17 protein-coding genes are annotated in these 21,139 nt (G+C 60.3%); 6 read left to right on the forward strand and 11 right to left on the reverse strand.

The window, feature by feature from the left end:
* Positions 1-144: 144 nt before the first annotated feature.
* The 6 genes from ACR0DY_RS18430 to ACR0DY_RS18455 all read right to left on the reverse strand — a co-directional run bounded on the left by ACR0DY_RS18430 (position 145) and on the right by ACR0DY_RS18455 (position 5,489).
* Complete coding sequence (locus ACR0DY_RS18430; protein ID WP_480547512.1) at positions 145-1,548, reverse strand: NAD(P)/FAD-dependent oxidoreductase; 1,404 nt, start codon at positions 1,546-1,548, stop codon at positions 145-147.
* Positions 1,549-1,585: 37 nt separating this feature from the next.
* The gene (locus tag ACR0DY_RS18435) at positions 1,586-1,972 is read right to left on the reverse strand and encodes a nuclear transport factor 2 family protein (protein ID WP_209507924.1); all 387 of its coding nucleotides are present in this window, start codon (positions 1,970-1,972) and stop codon (positions 1,586-1,588) included.
* A 26-nt stretch (positions 1,973-1,998) separates the two neighbouring features.
* On the reverse strand, positions 1,999-2,493 hold the full coding sequence (locus tag ACR0DY_RS18440) for a universal stress protein (protein ID WP_480547514.1): 495 nt from the start codon (positions 2,491-2,493) through the stop codon (positions 1,999-2,001).
* Between the two features lie 17 nt (positions 2,494-2,510).
* On the reverse strand, positions 2,511-3,851 hold the full coding sequence (locus ACR0DY_RS18445) for a TRAP transporter large permease (RefSeq protein WP_480477501.1): 1,341 nt from the start codon (positions 3,849-3,851) through the stop codon (positions 2,511-2,513).
* A gap of 17 nt (positions 3,852-3,868) precedes the next feature.
* Complete coding sequence (locus ACR0DY_RS18450) at positions 3,869-4,405, reverse strand: TRAP transporter small permease (protein ID WP_480477503.1); 537 nt, start codon at positions 4,403-4,405, stop codon at positions 3,869-3,871.
* Positions 4,406-4,472: 67 nt separating this feature from the next.
* Entirely contained in the window at positions 4,473-5,489 is a 1,017-nt protein-coding gene (locus ACR0DY_RS18455) for a TRAP transporter substrate-binding protein (protein ID WP_267366014.1), read from the reverse strand.
* A gap of 157 nt (positions 5,490-5,646) precedes the next feature.
* On the opposite strand from ACR0DY_RS18455, the gene ACR0DY_RS18460 reads away from it, so the two are divergent.
* The 4 genes from ACR0DY_RS18460 (at position 5,647) to ACR0DY_RS18475 (ending at position 12,299) form a co-directional block, all read left to right on the forward strand.
* Entirely contained in the window at positions 5,647-6,573 is a 927-nt protein-coding gene (locus ACR0DY_RS18460; RefSeq protein ID WP_480547516.1) for a LysR family transcriptional regulator, read from the forward strand.
* A 286-nt stretch (positions 6,574-6,859) separates the two neighbouring features.
* On the forward strand, positions 6,860-8,899 hold the full coding sequence (locus tag ACR0DY_RS18465; RefSeq protein WP_480898894.1) for an oxidoreductase: 2,040 nt from the start codon (positions 6,860-6,862) through the stop codon (positions 8,897-8,899).
* 58 nt (positions 8,900-8,957) lie between these two features.
* A complete protein-coding gene (locus tag ACR0DY_RS18470; RefSeq protein WP_480898895.1) occupies positions 8,958-10,976 on the forward strand; it encodes a CocE/NonD family hydrolase in 2,019 nt (672 codons plus the stop codon).
* 180 nt (positions 10,977-11,156) lie between these two features.
* Positions 11,157-12,299, forward strand: coding sequence for an amidohydrolase (locus tag ACR0DY_RS18475; protein ID WP_480898898.1), 1,143 nt, complete (start codon positions 11,157-11,159; stop codon positions 12,297-12,299).
* A gap of 88 nt (positions 12,300-12,387) precedes the next feature.
* On the opposite strand, the gene ubiV is transcribed toward ACR0DY_RS18475, so the two are convergent.
* Genes ubiV through ubiT form a run of 3 tightly spaced genes read right to left on the reverse strand, consistent with a single transcriptional unit; the run spans position 12,388 to position 14,832 of the window.
* Complete coding sequence (gene ubiV / locus ACR0DY_RS18480) at positions 12,388-13,308, reverse strand: ubiquinone anaerobic biosynthesis protein UbiV (RefSeq protein WP_480898901.1); 921 nt, start codon at positions 13,306-13,308, stop codon at positions 12,388-12,390.
* A gap of 4 nt (positions 13,309-13,312) precedes the next feature.
* Entirely contained in the window at positions 13,313-14,290 is a 978-nt protein-coding gene (ubiU, locus tag ACR0DY_RS18485) for a ubiquinone anaerobic biosynthesis protein UbiU (protein WP_480774377.1), read from the reverse strand.
* Positions 14,290-14,832, reverse strand: a complete 543-nt coding sequence (gene ubiT / locus ACR0DY_RS18490) for a ubiquinone anaerobic biosynthesis accessory factor UbiT (RefSeq protein WP_480484807.1) — start codon at positions 14,830-14,832, stop codon at positions 14,290-14,292. The genes ubiU and ubiT overlap by 1 nt, the downstream gene beginning before the upstream one ends.
* Before the next feature lie 136 nt (positions 14,833-14,968).
* On the opposite strand from ubiT, the gene ACR0DY_RS18495 reads away from it, so the two are divergent.
* Both ACR0DY_RS18495 and ACR0DY_RS18500 read left to right on the forward strand, forming a co-directional pair.
* Positions 14,969-16,477: a UbiD family decarboxylase gene (locus ACR0DY_RS18495; RefSeq protein WP_480898929.1), complete on the forward strand. Its 1,509-nt coding sequence runs from the start codon at positions 14,969-14,971 to the stop codon at positions 16,475-16,477.
* Positions 16,474-17,055 carry a UbiX family flavin prenyltransferase gene (locus tag ACR0DY_RS18500; RefSeq protein WP_480547524.1) on the forward strand — a complete coding sequence of 194 codons (582 nt, stop codon included), beginning with the start codon at positions 16,474-16,476 and terminating at the stop codon, positions 17,053-17,055. The genes ACR0DY_RS18495 and ACR0DY_RS18500 overlap by 4 nt, the downstream gene beginning before the upstream one ends.
* Positions 17,056-17,172: 117 nt before the next feature.
* Here ACR0DY_RS18500 and ACR0DY_RS18505 read toward each other — a convergent pair whose 3' ends face one another.
* Positions 17,173-19,590, reverse strand: a complete 2,418-nt coding sequence (locus ACR0DY_RS18505; protein WP_480898904.1) for a GcvT family protein — start codon at positions 19,588-19,590, stop codon at positions 17,173-17,175.
* Between the two features lie 28 nt (positions 19,591-19,618).
* Positions 19,619-20,869, reverse strand: a complete 1,251-nt coding sequence (locus ACR0DY_RS18510; protein ID WP_480898907.1) for an aminotransferase class V-fold PLP-dependent enzyme — start codon at positions 20,867-20,869, stop codon at positions 19,619-19,621.
* Positions 20,870-21,139 lie beyond the last annotated feature (270 nt).

Genomic DNA, 21,139 nt, shown 5'->3' on the forward strand with positions numbered 1-21,139 from the left:
ATCCGAAATCGGCATCATCGCAGAGCCAATGATCCCAAACGCATGTTCAATACCATGCATCTGCAAAACCTTAACAAAGGCCTCTTCCGTCGTCATCTTCATAGGGGTGTTTCCTTATCTTCAGAACGCCAAAGCGTTGGTAAATTAGAGTATTTCGTCTCTGAGGTAATAGCCGACATAGGCTATGCGCTGGCCGAGGCGGCGGAAGGGTGTCAGGATGCCATGGCTGGGCAGCGGGGACGTGAAGATCGGCAGGGCAAAGGCCTTGTCTTTCTTGCCCGCGATCAGCTGTGCCATACGACGCCCGGCCTGAGCCGAGTACATCACGCCGTTGCCACCATATCCCATCGCGTAGAACACGCGCTGTTCCGGGTCCGGTTGAAAGATACGCGGCATCATATCGTGGCTGACATCGACCCAGCCCCACCACGAGTAATCGAGGTTGATATCCGTCAGCGCCGGGAACTTTCGGGCAAGACCCTTTTTCAGAAGCTCCAGATGTCTTTCGTTCTCGGCGTCTCGTCCTGTTACCGCGCTGCGGCTGCCGATCTGCATCCGGTTGTCAGGCAATAAACGATAATAATGGCGCAGGGTGCGCGTGTCCGTCAGGGGCGATTTGGTCTGAATGCCACACTCATCCAGCTCGGCCTGGGTCAGCGGCCGTGTCACCATCGAGTTCGACAAGATAGGCATCAGGCGGTGCTTTGTGCGCGTGTTCAGACCTGGTGGGGTATAGCCCGCGGTTGCCAACGCCACGGTTTTGGCGCGGACGATGCCGCCCGGTGTGCGCAGGTGATGCACGCCGCTCTTCGTCTGCCATCCCATGACCGGGCTGCCAGTGTGAATTTTCACCCCCAGACGGCGCGCCATGTTGACGTAGCCGAACGCCAGTTTACCCGCATGGATGCAGGTCCCGTCAGGTTCCCACATGGCACCTGCGGCCTCCATATCGCGCACGTGCTTTTCGTGCAGTTCTTCCCGAGAGAGGATGCGCGAGCCATAGCCGAACACATCGTTGAGCAGCTTGCTCTCTTTCTTGAGGGACGGCATGACCTTGTCGCGATGCGCGATGTAGTAGTGGCCACCCGGCTGGGGGTCGCAATCGATATCGTCGGTCGCAATCAGATCGTTGAACAGCTGAAACGCTTCAGTGACCTCGGCATGCATGCGCTTGGCCACGTCCGTTCCCCACCGTTCGATCCATTGCGACCGCTTGAGCCGCCCGGATGAGATCTGGGCCTGCCCGCCGTTGCGGGTGGAGCAGCCCCAGGAGACGGTATTTGCTTCTAAAACAACGGCTTGAATGCCATGTTCCTTGGCAAGATGGATGGCGGTGGACAGGCCGGTATACCCCGATCCGATCACCACCACATCCGCATCCATATCGCTGGACACAGGTCCATCATCGGCCGGAGGTGTTCCGGCCGTTCCAATCCAATATGTGGGCGCGTGGTCGCGATTGTGACCCGGACCCGCATCAATGATCGGGTCATATTTGGGGTCATAGCTGGCCTTGGGCCAGTGACGCGGGATGCTGTTATCCACCATTCTTGTTTTTCTCCGAGGCTGCGCGCAGGGCGGCGGATCAGGCTTTGAACATTGGGCGCGTTTTGCGAAGCGCCTGTTTTACAACGATTTTACCGTCACGAACAGTGAACAGATCCGCACCTTCAGCTTCGATCCGCATACCGTTTGCATCGGTTCCCGAGAAGGTCCACTCGGACACCGCACGATCACCGTGGACAAAATGACTGTGATGATCCCAATGGGCGTCTTTCATGCCTGCCCAGACGCCCGAAAACGCAGCGGCGATGGCTTCGGCACCTTCAACCTTGTTGCCGTATTTTTCGTCACCGGCCACGGTGTAGAACACGCAGTCGTCGGCGAAGTGGGTCATCACGCCGTCGATGTCGTGGCGATTGAACGCGTCAAACGTGTCCGCCAGGTCCTGCGCGGTCAGGGTTTTGTTCATTTTGTACTTCCTTGTCAGTGGGGTTGTTACATTTCGTCCGGGTTCGGAACGATCAGTGTCGGGATCCTGGAGCGCCGCAAAACGCGTTTTGCGACCGTGCCCAGGAAGGTGTGCGAAAAGCCGTGATCATGCGCACCCAATACGATCAGGTCGCAACCCAGTTCGACCGAGCGGCGCAAGATCACTTCTGCGGGATGGCCGTCAGTCACCTCGACCGAGGTGACCTGATCGCGAATTTTCCCGTCGTCGCCGTCGAACTGCGCCCAGAATTTGGCTTGCCGTTCGGCCAGAACCTTGCGCACCATCTCGTGACGACGCTCAATCGCGGCCTTGCGGGTCTCTTCGTTCATGATGAAGATTTCCATCGTGATCTTGGCATCCTCCGACAGGGGTTCATTCACATGCAGCACGTGAATTTCCGCCCCGGTGGCCTGCGCGATGCTTGCGGCATGGCGCATGGCGTGACCCGAGTTTTCGGACAGGTCGGTGGCAAACAGGATGTTGGTGACCATCTGTTTCATGTCGTCATCCTTTCAGATCAGTAGCCAAACAGCCGTGGGAGCCACAGCGACAGTTCAGGGAAGAAGGCGATGATGAAGATCGCCACCGTGTTGGCCGCCGCAAAAGGCAGCGCGCGAAGCGAGATCTGTTCGATCGAGATGTTCGAGATACCGGATGCGATGAACAGGTTCTCGCCCAGCGGTGGGGTCTGGAACCCGATGCCCAGCGTACAGACCATCACCACGCCAAAATGGATCGGGTCAATACCCACCGAATAGGCCACCGGCAGCATCACCGGAACAAGGATCAGGATGGTGGCCAGTGTTTCCATGAACATGCCGACGAAGAGCAGGAAGAAGATGATCAGCGCCCAGATCACATAGAGGTTGTCGGTAAAGCTGAGCATCCCTTCTGCGATGATTGCCGGGATCTGGTTTTCCACCAGCAGACGACCAAACACCGTCGCGGTGAACAGGATCAGCAGAACGCGGCCGGTCAGCCATGTGGTGGCTTCAAGCGACTGGAACAGCGACTGCCAGGTCAGTTCGCGATAGATGACGACACCCACGAACAGGGTATAGAAGATCGCGACGATTGCAGCCTCGGTCGGGGTGAAAAAGCCGGTATAGATACCGCCCAGGATCACCAGCGGAGCCATCAACGACCAGAACCCGCGATACATCTCGCACCCGACATTGCGGATCGACCAGCCCTCGGCGACGCCTTTGTAGCCGCGCTTTTTCGACATGAAATAGTTCAGGATCAGCAGGCTTGTGGCGATCAGGAAGGCGGGTACGAACCCGGCAATGAACAGTTTCGAAATCGAAACCGACTGGAAGGTGCCGAATTTCTCGACCGCTTCGGGCGGCGGGGCCATACCGAGCGCGGCAATGCCGAAGATCACCATCGGGATGGAGGGAGGAATGATAATCCCGAGGCCGCCAGAGGACGCAGTGATCGCCGAGGCATAGCCGCGCTCATAGCCGCGGTCGATCATTGCCGGGATCATCAGCATCCCAACAGCCGCGGTTGTTGCCGGGCCCGAGCCCGAGATGGCACCAAAGAACAGACAGGCCATGACCGTTGCGGCCGAAATACCACCGGTAAAAGGACCGGCCAGACTTTCGGCAACGTTGATCAGGCGTTTTGAGATACCGGCAGCCTCCATCAGGGCCCCGGCAAGGATAAAGGCTGGCAGCGCCATCAGCGGGAACGAGCCCACGGATGTAAAGGCGATCTGCACGAACTTGATCGGATTGTCGCCCAGATAGAGAAACGAGATCAGCGACGCGACACCCAGCGCCACCGTGATCGGCGCGCCAATGAGCAGCAAGAACAGAAATGATCCAAACAGGACCGTGACGATTTCGGATTCCATGGTTACCCCTCCCGGTCTCAGTGGTCTTTGGCCGCTTCGGCAGCGGCCTTGATCTCGTCCAGATCGATCTGGTCGGGATCGTGAATGTCCTCGCCTTTGACAAGGCGGCGGTAATTCACCTGAATGATGCGGAAGGTCATCAGCGCAAATGCGATGGGCAGCACCATGTAGATATACTTCATCTCGATGCCCAGTGTCTGGGATTTCCAGAACTTGTTCATCTTGTTGAAAACAAAGTCTGTCGCCAGATAGAGGAAGTAGACATTGAAGAAGAGCCAGAAGAGGTCGGCAAAGGCTTCGACATATTTGATCGACCCGTCAGGCAGGAATTTGAACTGGAACGTCACGCGGTTATGCGCCCCTTTCAGGGCGGCGTAACTTGCACCGAAATAGACGAACCATACGAACATGTAGACCGAGAGTTCTTCGATCCAGCTGACCGAAAAGCCGAAGACCTCGCGCGCGATGATCTGCACGAACAAAAGGCAGACAAAGCCGGATAAGAGTATCCGGCAGATGACACTTTCTATGTTGTCCAGAAATTTCCAGAACATGTGGTTTCACTCCTCCCTGAGATGAGAAGAGCGCCGTGGCGCTCTTCCCGGTATCGCTCTGCGGCGATTATTGCTGCACCGGCTCGCGGCCGATGGCTTCCAGAACGGTGTTCAGTTTTTCGACGCCACCGATGGAGTCGTAGAACTGGGGCCATACGGCACCGGTCGCCAGTTCGATGAACTCGGCTTCGTCGTTTTCGGGATCGATGATCTCCATGCCTTTGGCGGTCAGCTCTTCCTTGATGGCGGCTTCGGAATCCCGCAGGAATTGTGCGGATGCCAGGGTGGCTTCTTGTCCTGCTTCAAGGAGGATTGCCTGATCTTCTGCGGACAGGTCCTGGAAGACCGCTTCTGAAACGATCAGCGGTTCAATCGAGAAGATGTAGCGCAGGTTGGTGACGTGGTCCTGAACCTCGTAGAACTTCATCGCGTTGATGGTCAGATAAGGGTTGTCCTGCCCGTCGACCACCTTGGTTTGCAGACCGGTGAAGGTTTCCGACCATGCCATCGGCGTCGGGTTGATGCCCCATGCCTTGTAGGTTTCGATCATGATCTCGTTCTTAGGAACGCGGATGACCAGATCCTGAAGGTCAGCAACCGATTTGACCGGTTTTTTCGAGTTGGTCAGGCGGCGGAAACCGGTATAGGTCCAGCCGATGATGCGCACGCCGGCATCACGGATGGTGTTTTCGACCAGTTCCTGACCGATTGGGCCCTGGGTCAGCTTTTCGGCATCTTCCAGGCTGAGGATCACGTAAGGCAGCGTGAAAACACCGACCGAAGGCGAAAAAGGCGTGATGTTGTTGATCGCCAGCAGCGACATATCCAGCGTGCCGATCGCCGCTTCGTTCACGGTGTCCTGTTCGGACCCCAGCTGACCGTTCAGGAACAGCGTTGCGGTATGTGCACCGCCCGATTTCTCTTCCAGCGCCTTGACGAAGGCGATGCCCAGAGCTTCCTGTGCGCTTCCTGCGCTATCGCCCACCGCGATCTTGAAGTTCTTCGCATCAGCCGTGCCCGCAACCATCAGTGCAGCAACGGAAACGGCGGCGCTGATGGTGCCAAGCTTTTTGATAAATGACATGGATGTCCTCCCATTTGTCGTGTTTCGAGGTGCGCGATGGCCTGGGGAGAAGGTGGCCAGTCCGATTCTGCCTCGGCCACAAGAGGCTATCTTGCCAACATGGTTTCGTCGTTGTTAATATTTGCGTGAAAGGTTTCACAGATGTCGAACTTTTAATATGAGACAAAACCCACTGGCCACCCGCATCGGGGACACGGACATCCGCCTTCTTCGGGTTTTCAAAACCGTTGCGGAAAGCGGAGGGTTTTCAGCGGCGGAAAATGAGCTCAACATCGGGAAATCAACAATCTCGAAACACATATCGGATCTGGAGCTTCGGCTGGATCTGAAGCTGTGCAACCGTGGCCCGGCGGGTTTTTCCCTGACTGAAGACGGCGAGAAAGTGCTGGCCGCGACTGAAGACCTGCTGATTTCGGTTTCTCAGTTCAGAACAGAAGTCAACGAGATCAAGCAGCAACTGGCAGGAAGTATCCGCGTGGCGCTGTTCGATCAGTGTACCACGAACCCCGAAGCGCGCCTTGCCCGCGCCATTCACAGGTTCAACGAAGCCGCCCCTGCCATCCAGATCGAGTTGTCAATCGAACCACCCAACGTCATTGAGACCATGGTTATCAGCGGGCAGCTGGATGTCGGGATCATCGCCCTGCACCGCCCCTCGGCAAGCCTGCATTATGCGCCGCTTTATGGGGAAAACATGTTTCTGTATTGCGGGCAGGACAATCCGTTGTTCAGCCAGTCCGCTGACACGCTGAGTTTACGGGACATTCAGGCGTACAACTATGCGGGCCTGAACGTGAATTCGCCCAACCTGATCTATGGCCAGCAACTGGGGTTTCGGCGCGCTGCCAAAGTGCAAAACGAACAGGCCCTTGCAATTCTTATTCTGTCAGGCAGCTATCTGGGCTTTCTTCCGGACCATCTGGCGCAGGAATTTGTCGAGCAGGGGCTTATGAGGCAGGTGATGCCGCAGGAAATCAAATACAGAACGCGCTTTGCGGCGGTGACGCGAAAACAGCCGGATCCGACACGTGCGGCCAAGCTGTTTCTGGAAACCCTGCTGAGCGTCCATTCCGACGTGCCCTGAGCCCGGCCTCGCCGCCTGTTTGCGCGTGGCACCCCGCAAGAGGATTTGTTCACTGAAGGCATGCGCCAACCGGGTGCGCGCGGCCGCGCTTGTCTTGTCCACTCGGGCGTAAGGCATGAGGAAAATGGGTCAAAAACGTCTGATTGAAAACAAGTTTGACTTGGCAATTCCAGTTTGATTTCAATCAGCAAAGACCCACACCTCTTGCCCCCAGACAACCGGAGAGCCGCATGTCATCCGACCCTGTAGCCGCCTTGCGCACTCAAACCGATCACGAGGCGCTATCATGAGCCGCGATGCCTTGCTGCAACCTTATCAGCTAAAGCACCTGACGCTGAAGAACCGGATCATGACGACCAGTCACGAACCCGCCTATCCCGAAGATGGGATGCCGACGGAACGTTATCGTGCCTATCACGAGGTGCGGGCCAAAGCGGGGGTTGCGATGACCATGACGGCGGGGTCGGCCGTTGTCAGCCGCGACAGCCCGCCTGCGTTCAACAATATCCTAGCTTACAAGGACGAGGTGGTCCGCTGGATGGCGGAGCTGACGGATGCCTGCCATGCCCATGGCTGTGCGGTGATGATCCAGCTGACCCATCTGGGGCGGCGCACGGGCTGGAACAAGGGTGACTGGCTGCCATCCCTGTCGCCGTCGCACGACCGGGAACCGGCGCACCGGGCCTTTGCCAAGAAGATGGAAGATTTCGACATCGCGCGGATTGTGACCGATTACGCCGATGCTGCCGAACGGATGCAGGCCGCCGGGCTGGATGGAATTGAATTGCAGGCCTATGGCCATCTGATCGATCAGTTCTGGTCGCCGATGACCAATCGGATGGACGCGCCTTTTGGGGGCAATCTGGACAACCGGTTGCGCTTTGGCTTCATGGTTCTGGATGCAATCCGCGACCGCGTCGGGCGCGATTTCATCATAGGGGTCCGTTACACCGCCGACGAGGTGGAAAAGGGCGGCATCACCGAAGCGGAAGGGCTGGAGATTGCCCGAAGGCTGCGTGACAGTGGTCAGGTCGATTTCCTGAACATTATTCGCGGGCGTATTCATACCGACCCGGCCATGACGGACGTGATCCCGGTTCAGGGCATGAAAAGCGCACCCCATCTGGATTTCGCCGGGCGCGTGAGGGCCGAGGTTGGGATGCCGACCTTTCACGCCGCGCGCATTCCCGATGTGGCAACGGCACGGCATGCGGTGGCCTCGGGCCTGCTGGACATGGTCGGCATGACCCGCGCACATATGGCCGATCCGATGATCGTTGCCAAAATCCGGGCCGGACGGGAAGAGGACATCCGGCCTTGCGTTGGCGCCACCTATTGTCTTGACCGCATTTATCAGGCGGGTGAGGCGCTGTGCATCCACAACCCGGCCACCGGGCGCGAATTGTCGATGCCGCATGTGATCCCCGCCGCTGAAACGCGCCGCCGCGCGGTGATTGTGGGCGCAGGCCCCGGCGGGCTTGAGGCCGCGCGGGTTGCGGCCGAGCGCGGGCATGACGTCACCGTTCTTGAGGCCGCGCCCGAACCCGGCGGTCAGGTGCGGCTGACCGCGCAATCCCGACGCCGGGCCGAGATGATCGGGATCATCGACTGGCGCATGGCCCAATGCGCGGCGCGCGACGTGACATTTCGGTTCAACACCTTTGCGGACGCCGATGCTGTAACCGCGCTTGCGCCGGATATGGTGGTGATCGCAACCGGCGGGTTGCCCGAGGTGACGGTTCTGGAAACGGGCAACGATCTGGCGGTTACTGCCTGGGATATCCTGACCGGTGATGTGCGCCCCGGCGACAATGTCCTTATCTATGACGATGCGGGGGATCACCCGGCCCTGATGGCGGCTGAGGCTATCGCGCAGGCAGGGGGGCGGGTAGAAATCATGACCCGCGACCGCAGTTTTGCCCCCGAAATCATGGGGATGAACCTGGTGCCCTATATGCGGGCCCTGCAAAAGACCGGAGCCGTGTTTACAGTCGCCCGGACGCTGAAATCACTGGTGCGATCAGGCAACCAGCTGGAGGCAGCCATTGGAACGGATTACTCGGACCTGATAGAAAAGCGCCTGTATGATCAGGTGGTTGTCAATCAGGGTGTTTTGCCGCTGGATGATCTGTACTTCGACCTGAAACCGCTGTCGCGCAACCTGGGCGCCGTGGATTATGAAGCGCTGGTCGGCGGGTCCGGCCCCGTGTTTCCACAATCTGTCCCGGAGGCCGGGTTTGATCTGTACCGGATCGGAGATGCCGTTTCATCACGTAACACGCATGCCGCCATTTATGATGCGCTGCGCTTGGGGCTTCGGTGGTGAGATCATTGAAGCACGCCACAAGCAGCCTTTCACCTGACAGTCAGTCAAAGGACCGGACATGAGCAACACAGAGGTCATCGAAACCGTTTGGATCCCCATGCCGGACGGCGCAAGGCTTGCGGCACGGCTTTGGCTGCCCCGCTCGGCCCGAACGACGCCTGTTCCCTGTGTTCTGGAATACATTCCCTATCGCCGCCGGGATCGCACCCGGATGCGGGATGAAAGCATGCATCCGCATTTCGCCGCAGCAGGCTATGCGTCGATCCGGGTGGATATCCGCGGTTATGGTGACAGCGACGGGATCCCCGAGGATGAGTATTCGCATCAGGAGATTCAGGATGGGCACGACATCATCCAGTGGATTGCAGCTCAGGACTGGTGCGACGGAAATGTCGGAATGTTCGGAAAAAGCTGGGGGGCGTATAACGCCTTTCAGGTGGCCGCGACCCGCCCACCAGCGCTGAAGGCGATTGCGCCGGTGATGGGAACGGATGACCGCTGGCGCGAGGATATTCACTTTTACGGCGGCTGTCTGGCCAATGACAATTTCTGGTGGGGCTCGATCATGCAGCTGTACAATGCCATGCCGCCCGACCCCGAGATCGTGGGCGCGGATCGCTGGATCGACATGTGGCGCACACGGTTGGAGGGGGTCGAATTCTGGCCCGCCATGTGGCTGGAACATCAGACCCATGACGACATGTGGCGGCGCGGCTCGATCTGCGAAAACTATGCGGATGTCGATGTGCCGGTGTATTTCTTTGGCGGATGGATGGACCTGTATCGCGACACTCCGTTCCGCATCGCGGAACACCTGAGTGGGCCGGTCAAGATCCTGATGGGCCCCTGGGCGCATCTGTACCCGCAAGAAGGGGTGCCAGGGCCCCGGGTCGATTTCGTCGGCGAGGTGATCCGGTTCTGGGACCATTGGCTGAAGGGGATCGACACCGGCCTGATGGACGAGCCGCCCTTGCGGTTTTTCCTGCAGGACAGTGCCGCCCCGTCCGGAACTCATGTGCACCGCGAGGGGCGGTGGATCGAGGAGCCAAGCTGGCCGTCGCCACATGTCAAGGACCAGCCCTTGTGGCTGAATGACGGAACGCTGGACGCCTCCGCCGGGTCGGGCGGGGAGATGTCGGTTTGTTCGCCGCAGAATTTCGGGGCCGCAGCGGGCGACATGTGTTCCTTTGCAATACCCGGAGATATGGCAGCAGATTGCCGGATCGAGGCCGCAGGGGCGCTGCAATTCAAAGCAAAGCCCTTGGAAAAGCCCATAGATATTCTGGGCCAGCCCTCGGTAGACCTGACAGTTTCCGCCGATCGGGCGCAGGGTTTTGTTGCGGCCTTGCTGGTGGATGAGGCCCCGGACGGCGCGCAGACATTGATTGCACGCGGGTTCTGCAATCTGACCCACCGGATCAGCGACACTGAACCGACACCGATCACACCCGGCGAAGACATGCACGTGACTGTCCCGCTTTATGGAACCGGTTATCGGGTGTTGGCGGGTCATCGCATCGTTCTGCAAATCGCGTCTGCCTATTGGCCGGTTCTGTGGCCAGCGCCCGAGCCGGTTACACTGACGATCCGACCCGGCACATCGCGGCTGATCCTGCCCGTGCGCAGCCTGCGAGATGACGCGCCAGCCCCACGCCCTCTGCCCGAACCTCAGCGTCCTGACGTCGCCCCGCGGAAGACAAACGTCCGCTCCGGGTCGATGGAGCGTTCGGTCCACACCGATCTGACCAATGGTGAGGTGACACACAGGTATTTCCTTGACGGGGGTGTCTTTGGGCCGGTGGGCGATATTCGCCTTGACGATATCGGCACGGTGCTGAGCGATATGTCGGATCGACGCTATACCATCCAGCCGGGTGATCCATTGTCGGCAGTGGCCACAATGGAGCAAACCGCCGGTTTCGACCGCGAAGGGTGGTCAGCCAAGATCTGGACCCATTCCGAACAAAGGGCGACAGCGACCGAATTTCACCTGACCGCTCGCCTAAAGGCGTGGTCGGGTGACGACCTGATCTTTGAGGAAGAACAGTCTTTTGTCATCCCCCGCAACGGGATGTAGGCGCAGAATGGATTACAGACCTGCCGTCTTGTGATGCGTGGGCTGGTGTTCCCCTCGCGGGATCGAAATTGTTCAGGGCTCTCATCCGGGGGCAACGTGCATCAATCGGAACCTATCTTTGAGCGGGATTGCAAAACCCTGTAGCAATGACGAAAGAAAGCAGGACGAAGGAGAGTTGCCATGACGAGTTTTTTCGAAAACCTGCGCGCCCTGCGGCATGAGTTTCACCGCAACCCCGAGCTTGGCTTTCAGGAGGACTGGACCAAGGCCCGGATCGCCGATCACCTGAGAAGCCTTGGCATCGAGGTGCATGAAGGTGTCGGCGTTGTTGGTGTTCTGCGCGCGGGCCATGGCAACCGGTCCATCGGTCTGCGCGCGGATTTCGACGCGCTGCCCATTACCGAAGCCAACAGCTTTGCCTACAAGTCTCGGAACCCGGGCGTGATGCATGCCTGCGGCCATGACGGCCATACGACGATGCTGCTGGGCGCGGCCGAGCTTTTGGCCAGGGATCAGGGCTTTGACGGCACCGTTGTCTTCCTGTTCCAGCCCAACGAGGAGCACGGGCTGGGCGCGCGGGCGATGATTGAGGAAGGCGTCCTGCGGGATTTTCCGATTGACGAAATCTATGGCGCGCACAATCTGCCGGGCGAACCCGTCGGGCGGGTTTCAACCCGCGCCGGTGTCATTTGTTGCAGCGAAAGCCTATTCGAGATCACCATCACCGGTCAGGGCGGCCATGCCTCGATGCCCCATGTCGGGCGCGAGACAATCACGCCCGCAGCAGAGCTTGTTCTGGCCTTGCAAACCATCGTTTCGCGAAAGCTTGCCCCATTGTCTGGCGCGGTCGTTTCCGTGACCGAGTTCATCACCGATGGGCAGCGCAACGTCCTGCCGGGTCGAACAGTGTTGAAAGGGGACGCACGGGCGATGTCCCCCGATGACCGCGCGCGGATTGAACACCATATGCGGCAGATCGCGGCGGGCGTGGCGGAAAGCCACGGTGTCGCGGTGACGGTGGAATTCCGGACCGAATTCATCGAGGCAATCAACGATACCGACGCCGCAACCCATGTGGTTTCAGCAGCAAAAACGCTGGGTCTGGAGGTTGACGGCGACCGGACCGCCATGTCGTTTTCCGAGGATTTCGCGGAATTTGCGGCTGCGGTTCCGGGGTGTTTTCTGCTGATCGGCAATGGAACCGAGGGGTCGAATGGCCGCCCCCTGCACGCGGACGATTATGATTTCAACGACGCGCTGCTGCCATTGGGGGCAAACCTGTGGGCCGAACTGGTGCGGCAACGTCTGCCAGTGACCACCTGACTGCGCAGGACGATCCGTGGATGTTTCGGATCGCTTCCTCTGGTCGCCTCAAACATTCGCCCACGGATGCCGGACTTTTCCAGAATGATCAGCGTGCCGCTTCGGTGGACACGCGTGCCGAACCCGACCATTCAGCACCGGATGCGCCGGTCAGGAACCCATCGCTTAGCCTTATATCGGGCTCGTCCGTGCACAGGGCATGTTCCAGATCGCCCCGGTCAAGTTGACCATCCAGCCGCTGACGGTAGAGCGCGCAGAGCCTTGGGAACCCCTGAGATTGCGGCGACAGGCGCAGGGCCGAGACGCCCGCGCTTTGCAGCAACTCGATCTGGTGATCCGTGCAGGCATAGCTGTCTGACAGGGTCTGCACGCCGTTCATGGCCATGAACGGCTGTCCATCCCCGGTCAGCACATCCAGCCCGTCGGGATCGTTTTCACAGGCAAACTGGCAGTTGTCTTTGCTGCGCCCATGCAGGCGCGCGTGGTAACACCGGCCGGAGATGGCCAGCGGCAGGCGACCATGGCCCCAAACCTCGACCGCGACACCCAGACGGGCGGCGGCCTGTGCCAGAACCCTGACCGAGGCGATTGGCAGTTCCGGCGGCAGGCATATGCGACGCGCCCCGCGTGTCGCCAGCCATTCCAATGTGCCTTCGTTATAGACATTGATCAGCGGTCCGACATCGAAATCGGTGTTTTCGGGCAGATGCGCCAGCGCGGTCAGATCGTTGATCTCGACCGTGACGCCCAGATCCGCCAGATCGGCGGTCAGCTTGCGTTCACGCCTGAGCGTCACCAGTGCAAGACTGGTCAGCGCAACCTGTTTGCCAGCCTCAACCAGCCGGGCAATCGCGTCGGGGATCCGGTCCTGATAGAACGGCAGGCGCTTGGAGCAAACCAGCTCACCCAGCACGATGCGGTCGACGGGGGTTTGGGCCAGATCCTCATAAAAGGAAGTCCAGTTCTCGGCGGGCCAGAAAAACTGGTTGGGGCCAACGGTCAGTTCCATCACGCTATCTCCAGGTCTTTTTGTATGCGCCGGTTGTCATGGCCTGCCCTTCGGACAAACGGGCCAACATCCCCTCGGGCAGAGGGCGCCCGGCCTCAAGCGCGTCGACAGCGGCACGGAAGTTCCGAACCACCTGCGCAACGTAGGATTTCGAGCGCTGGCGCCCTTCGATCTTCAGCGCGGTGACACCGGCCTTCTGCAATTGCGGGATCAGCCGTTCCGCGTTCAGGCTGACGGGGTCTTCGAACAGGTGGCCCGTCTTTTCACCTGCGGAAAAGCACCCTTTGCACAGTGTCGGATAGGGTGCAGGCTGGTTTCGTTCGACCCGGTGGATCAGGTAGCCACCCAGACGGGTGTTCAACGCGCCCTTGTCGTTCTGGTATTCAACATGGCTGGCGGGCGAACAGACGCCATTCATGTTCGGAGACAGCCCGGTGGCATAAGAGGACAGCGAACAGCGACCTTCGGCCATCACACAGAGCCCGCCGAACACAAAAACCTCGGTCTCGACTTCTGTTTCGGCGTTGATGGCGGCGATTTCGGGAACCGACAGCACGCGCGGCAGGACCACGCGTTTGACGCCAAAAGTTTCGGCATAGAAGTTGATCACATCGGCATTCGCCGCCGCGGCCTGCACGGACAGGTGCCTGCGCAGCCCCGGATGGTTGCACGCGGCATAATCCAGCAGCCCGATATCGGCGAGGATCACGGCATCCGCGCCGCAGGTTTCCGCATCGGCCACGGCGCGGTGCCAGATTGCTTCGCTGCCCGCGCGGGGAAACGTGTTGATCGCAACCAGCACCCTGGCCCCGTGGTCATGGGCAAAGGCAACGCCCGCGCGCATTTCGGCCCGGTCAAAGTTCAGACCGGGAAAGTTGCGCGCATTGGTTTCATCATTGAAGCCGCAATAGACCGTATGCGCCCCGGCCTTGACGGCTGCGCGCAAAGCGGCGGGCGTTCCTGCCGGGCAGACGATTTCCATTACCATAGTACAGCGTCTTCCGGTCGGGTCAGGTACAGGCCGGTTCGACGTTCCACCAACGCGATGAGCTGCTTGAGCGGGCGCGCAAGCGGGCCGGAGAGGGCTTCGGCCTCGTGCGCGAGGTCCAGTTCCGCGTCGTCGATTGCATTGCGCAGCGCCAGCGCCGCAGCCGTATCGCCCTCGATCACCAGATCACGTGAGAAGAACAGCGCATCGCCGTCAAACGCGCCGTGAACCAGCCCAAGAAGGGCCGCCAGAGGGCCGGAAATACGCGCAACCCCTGTCCCGCCGCGCCGGGTCAGTGTCACCTTTGGGGCACCGCCATTCGGATCAAGCAGCAGGACAACAGGCAAATCCGTCGGATCAAGAACGAAAACTGATCTTCCGTATGCGCCAAGCCGTTGAAACATTTCCGGGTTTTTCTTTGCCAACTGGCGCGTGAAGACCGTCAGCGACAGTGATAAGGGGGCAAGCGGCGCTATCCGAAGCATCGCCGCCAAAGCCGCCGGGCAGCGCGGTATCGTGTTCTCAGGAACGGGCAATAAGACCTCCTGCTGTCTCAACATTGTGACCTTGGATGCCTTCCTAGGACGATCGCGGCAGGGGTGACTTGACGGTTGTCAATTCGACCCCTCGCTTTCGTTGCTAGAGGGTGGACACCACCGTCGGAGCAACCCCATTCGCACCCTGCCGCAATATCCCAGCCTTCGGCATTTTCTGAAATGGTGCGAGGACACCGGACAGTTCAGGCGCATCCCTGATCCGGTTTCCGTACGCCACCAGATGACCGCTGTTCACCGCGCCGTGCTTGAGGCGGGCGGACCGGTTCTGCAATTTGACCACCCGACAGACGTGGCCACTGATCGGTTCGATACCCCGGTCGTCGTCAACCTGTTCGGAACGGCAGAGCGGGTTGCTGCCGGGCTGGGTGTCACACCCGACGGGCTGGACGATCTGGGCGCCTTTCTGGCCGCGCTGCGGGCCCCGACGCCGCCGGACGGGGTGCGGGACGCGCTGGCCAGATGGCCGATGCTGAAGGCGGCCCTGTCGACCCGACCGAAACTGGTCAGAACGGCCCCGGTTCAAAGCCACTGCCACAGCGGGGCGAATGTGGACCTGACCACACTGCCGGTCCAGACGCACTGGCCCGGTGATGTGGGGCCGCTGATCACATGGCCCGTGGTCCTTACCCGGCCCTACGGCGGCGATGCCAACGCGGCGCAAGGCTATAACGCGGGGGTTTACCGTGTTCAGGTGCTGGACCGGAACCGTGTCATCATGCGCTGGCTGCCTCATCGCGGCGGCGCGGCGCATCACAGAAGCTGGGCGAGGTGCGCCGAAAAGATGCCCGTCGCAATTGTGCTGGGCGCAAACCCCGCGACGCTGTTGTCGGCGGCCTTGCCACTGCCAGAGGCGGTATCCGAGCTGACATTTGCCGGAGCCCTGAACCAGAAGCGACCACATCTGATCCCGGCCAGAACCATCCCCCTGCTGGTCCCTGCTGATGCCGAGATTGTTCTGGAAGGTTGGGTTTCACCAAGCGAAACCGCCCCCGAGGGGCCTTTTGGGGATCACACCGGCTATTACAACCCGGCTGAACCCTTTCCGGTGATGCAGGTCAGCGCTGTCACCCATCGGGACGCGCCGCTGTATCTTTCCACCTATACCGGGCGGCCACCGGACGAGCCGTCGATCATTGGCGAGGTGTTCAACCGTCTGGCCTTGCCGACCATCCGCGCGCAAATCCCCGAAATCCACGATCTTTGGCTGCCGCCCGCCGCCTGTTCCTATCGCATCGCAATCGTTGCCATCGACAAACGGTATCCGGGGCAGGCCCGGCGCGTGATGATGGCCCTGTGGGGAATGCTGCCGCAATTCAGCTATACGAAAATGATCATCGCGGTCGATGCTGATATCGACCCCCGAAACTGGGAGGATATAGCCTGGGTGCTTGCCACACGCATGGACCCGGGCCGGGATGTGATGGTGCTGGACAGGACACCTATGGATTATCTGGATTTCGCATCGCCCGAACCCGGTCTGGCCGGAAAAATCGGCATCGACGCCACGACGAAACTGGGCAGTGAAACGCAGCGGGAATGGGGGACGGTGATGCACACTGCGGATGGAGATCACGCCTTTGCGGAAGACCTTGTAAACCGATTGATGCCGGAGCTGAGAGCATGACAAACACCCGTGTTGTTCTGGGGGTATCCGGTGCGTCGGGCGCGGCGTTGGGCCTTGCCGTGGCCCGGTGTCTGGCGTCATCGGATATCGAGACCGATCTTGTGGTCAGCGCAGCCGGGATGCGGACCCTTGCGCAGGAATGCGGCCCGGACGCTTTGCCAAACCTGCGGCAACTGGTGACGCGGCATCACCCGAGCGCCGATATCGGTGCCAGCATTGCGTCCGGGTCGGTTCCGGTATCCGGCATGATCGTTGCGCCCTGTTCCATGCGAACGCTTGCCGCAATTGCGCATGGGCTGGACGATAACCTGCTGACGCGCGCCGCCAGTGTTCAGCTCAAGGAACGCAGGCCGTTGGTTTTACTGACACGCGAAGCACCGTTGACGCTGGCCCATTTGCGCAACATGACGGCGGCGGCAGAAATGGGGGCCGTCATCCTGCCCCCGGTTCCTGCGTTTTATCTGAAGCCCGACACCCTGATGGATATCGTGTCCCAGATCGCTGCACGCGCGGTGGACTGCCTGCGCATTTGTGACCCGGTGGCGCAAGAGTGGCGCCCGCAATGCGCTGGTGGGTGAGTTCGGACGCCTCCGGCGGGAGTATTTGGAAAAAGATGAAGTCGCCTGAAGGGCCGGGACGAGACATCTTTTGGAGCGTCTTATTGGCCTTGCCTGCCTGTAGACGGGTTATGAGCGTCAGCACCGCAGTCTGGCGCCTGTCGGGTCAAACGGAGCCTCGGCCAGTACGCGCGCCTTGTGCGGTTTGCCGATGACCTGAATGACCACCTCATCGCCCGGCTGTGCCCTGTTTGGGTTGCGGAACCCCAGCGCCAGCGATTTCCCGACCGAATAGCCGAACGCCCCCGACGTGACACGACCCACGGGCGCGCCGTCGGGGGTAAAGATCGGCTCACCCCCGGTTGCGTCGGCATCTGCGGTCACATCCAGTTCGAAGACGGACAGCACCTCGCGCGCGGGGTTGTCCTTGATGGACAGATAGGCGTTTTTGTGCAGGAAATCCTTGTCCAGCTTGATCAGGCCGGCCAGCCCGACCTCTTGCGGCCAGTATTCCTGAGAAAACTCTCGACCCCACGAGCCATAGCCCTTTTCGATCCGCAGCGCCCCCAGCGCGCGCCCGCCCACCGGACCGCCACCACAGTCTTTGGCGGCCTCAAGCAGGGCGGTGTAGAGCGCCACCTGATCCCCCTCGGCGCAGTGCAGTTCCCAGCCCAGATCGCCGGTAAAGCTGACCCGGATGGCCACGCATTCGACGCCGGCGACCGTGATTTTCTGCGACTGCATGAAGCGGAACGCCTCGTTCGACAGATCGGCATTGGTCAGGCGTGCCAGCGCTTCGCGTGACCTGGGGCCTGCGATGTTGAACCCTGCGATGCGGTCGGTGGCGACCTCAAGAGTTGTGCCCTCGGGCATTTCCACCATTTGAAAGAAGCGCTGATGATAGCGTTCGGCCATGCCGGATCCAATCATCATGTATTCATCCTCGGCCAGCTTGGTGATGGTGAAATCGCCCGCCACGCCACCGCGAACCGAGATCAACGGCGTCAGACAGCTGCGCCCCACTTCGGCAGGCACCCGATTGGCCACCAGACGGTCCAGCCAGTCATGGGCACCGGGGCCCTTGATCACGTAATTGGCGAAGTTCGAAATGTCGATCAGGCCCACGCTGTCGCGCAGCATCTGCACCTCTCGGCCCACGGGCTTCCACCAGTTCTGGCGGGTAAAGCCGGTGGTCTCTTCCACCTCGGGCTCATCGGCGAACCAGAGCGGATGTTCCCAGCCGCAATTAAGGCCAAAGACGCAGCCCATCTGCTTCTGCATCTCATAGGCGGGGCGCACACGGGCCGGACGGCCTGCGCTGCGTTCCTCGTTGGGGAAATGGATCTTGAAGCGGTGGGTGTAGGCATCCTGAACACGGGCCTTAGTGAATGCCTTGTCGGCCCAGTCGCCAAACCGGGCCAGATCCCAGGCGAACATGTCATATTGCGGCTCGCCCTCGATCATCCATTGCGCCGCCAGCAGACCCAACCCCCCGGATTGCGAGAAACCGGGGATCAGGCCGCCGCAGAGGAAATAGTTCTTCAGCTCGGGCACCGGCCCCCACAGCATGTTGGCGTCGGGCGACCAGATCATCGGCCCGTTGATCACGCGTTTCACCCCGGCAGTGGCCGCGACCGGCACGCGTTCGGTGGCGCGGATCACGTTTTCCATGATCCGGTCCAGATCGTCGGGGAACAGATCATGGGCAAAATCCAGCGGCGTGCCGTCTTCGGCCCAGAATTTCATATCTTTCTCATAAGCTCCGATCAGAAGGCCGTTGCCCTCTTGCCGGAAGTAATATTCGCCGTCGCGGTCGGCGATCGAGGGCAGACGGCGCCCCAGGCTGGCGACCTCGTCGATGCTTTCGGTCACGAAATACTGATGCTCGGTCGGTTGCAGCGGCAGGGTCAGACCCGCAAGCGCCGCCACCTCGCGCCCCCAGAGACCGGCGGCGTTGACAACCCACTGGGTGTGAATGTCGCCTTTGGGCGTGCGCACGATCCAGCTGCCGTCGGGTTGTTGTTCGGTTCCCGTCACCGGGCAGAACCGTTCAATAGTGGCCCCCATCGCACGGGCCCCGGCGGCATAGGCATGCGGCACGCCCGACGGGTCGACATTGCCGCCATCGGGTTCGTACATGATGCAGCGGATGTCATCGAACTGCGCCAGCGGATGCAGTTCCTTGGCTTCTTCACGGCTGACTTCGTAGAAGTTCAGACCATAGAACCGGGCCTTGGCCTCTTGCAGGCGCAGCTGGTGCTCACGCTCTTCGGTCTGGGCCAGATAGAGCGAGCCGGGCTGGAATACGCCGCAGCTTTGGCCGGTTTCCTGTTCCAGCTGTTTATACAGATTCATCGTATAGTGCTGGATGCGGGTGATGTTGTTGTTATCGTGCAGCCCGTGGATATTCGCCGCTGCGTGCCAGGTCGAGCCGGAGGTCAACTCGTTCCGTTCCAGTAGGACAACGTCGGTCCAGCCAAGCTTGGCCAGATGGTACAGGATCGAACAGCCGGCAAGGCCCCCTCCGATCACGACAGCTTGTGCATGGGTTTTCATGAGTGCTTGTCCCTTGGTCCGCCGCAGCTCAGGCGGCGATTTCTTTCATGACAGCCAGAAATCTGGCGACTTCGGCGATCGAGTTGTAGTGGCACATCGAGACCCGGACGCAGGCGTCATAACCCAGCGGTGTCAATATGTTGCCAGAGTAATGGTCGGCCTTGCGCAAATGGGTGCGAATACCCTCATCGTTCAGCCGTTTGACGACATCCGCCGAGGCCACGCCCTGCACGCGCAGCGACACCAGCCCTTCGCGTGCGGGGTTGTCGGCACCGCCCAGAATGGTGACCTTCTCCATCTCGGCCAGACCGCTCAGGTTGCCGGTGCCGTGGATCATCGCGTCGGTCAGTGCCTTTTCCTGCGCGTGGATGGCTTCGCCCGCTGCCAGAAATCTGGCACGCCGGTCGGTGGCGTCGCTGACCTGACTGCCAAGCCATTCGAAGTAAGACACAACGTCGGACATGGTCGCATAGGCCCCTGTATCGCGCGTGCCCATTTCCCAGTTATCTGCCGGACCGTCCAACAGGGCATTGTGTTCGAGCCGCGTCAGCCGGTCGGAAATCCACGCCACGCCGTAGCCATGGCGCGAAAACACCTTGTAGGGCGAGATCACGTAGCCGTCGACGTCATACGCGCTGAGGTCGATCTGGCCATGGGCGGCGTGCTGGATGCCATCGACAATGATGAAACAGTCTGGCGCCACGGCGCGAATAGCCTGCGAAACAGCGGCCACATCGACGCCCATGCCCGTCACGGGTGAGGTGTGCAGGATTGTCGCCACTTTGGTGTTGGGGGTAACAGCTGCGGCATAGGCCCCGGCTGTTACGGTGCCGGTGTCGTCATCATGGGGCACCAGCACATGGGCCTGCCCGGCAATACGGGCCCAACGATCACAGGCTGACCGTGTGGCGGGGTGTTCCAGTGTCGACCCCAGCACAATCCCCGGACCGGTTCCCAGACAGGCGTTCATGATTAGCCGGAACAGAAGTTCGGTGCCGCTTTCACCGACAAAGAACTGACCACCGGGTGCATTCACGAAATCCCGCATATCGGCCTTGGCCGCGTTGATCGTGGCAACCAGCGCATGAGACCCCGGATTGTCGCGCCCCTGATTGTCGGGGATTGCGGCATGACGCGCCGAGCTGTCCAGCACGGATTTCAGTGTCAAAGCCCCGCCGGCGTTTTCGAAAAATATCCGCTCGCCCTGTTCGGGGCAGTGATCGATCTGGGCAAAACGGTCGCGGATCTGGTTCAGCAGATTTTCCGAAATTTGGCTCATGAAAAGCGGCACCTTTGTATTTTGTGAACGTATGATGTTTCAGACAAGCCTAAGATGGTTTCCCCGCGGGGCAGGCCAAATTTCCCGTGACTGTGCGGCTGGTTCAACATGTGCTTCAATCCCGAGCGGTCCTTATTCCGACTATGGCGTAGAAGGCGCGGTATCTTGTTCTTTTGCGACGTAAATACAGTCACGTCTGCGACACGGCGCGTTGGGTGGGCTGGAATACCCGCCCCATATGCCGGTGCGCTCCCGCCTTTGATGCGGGCA

The organism is Ruegeria sp. O6 (genome assembly GCF_056535045.1).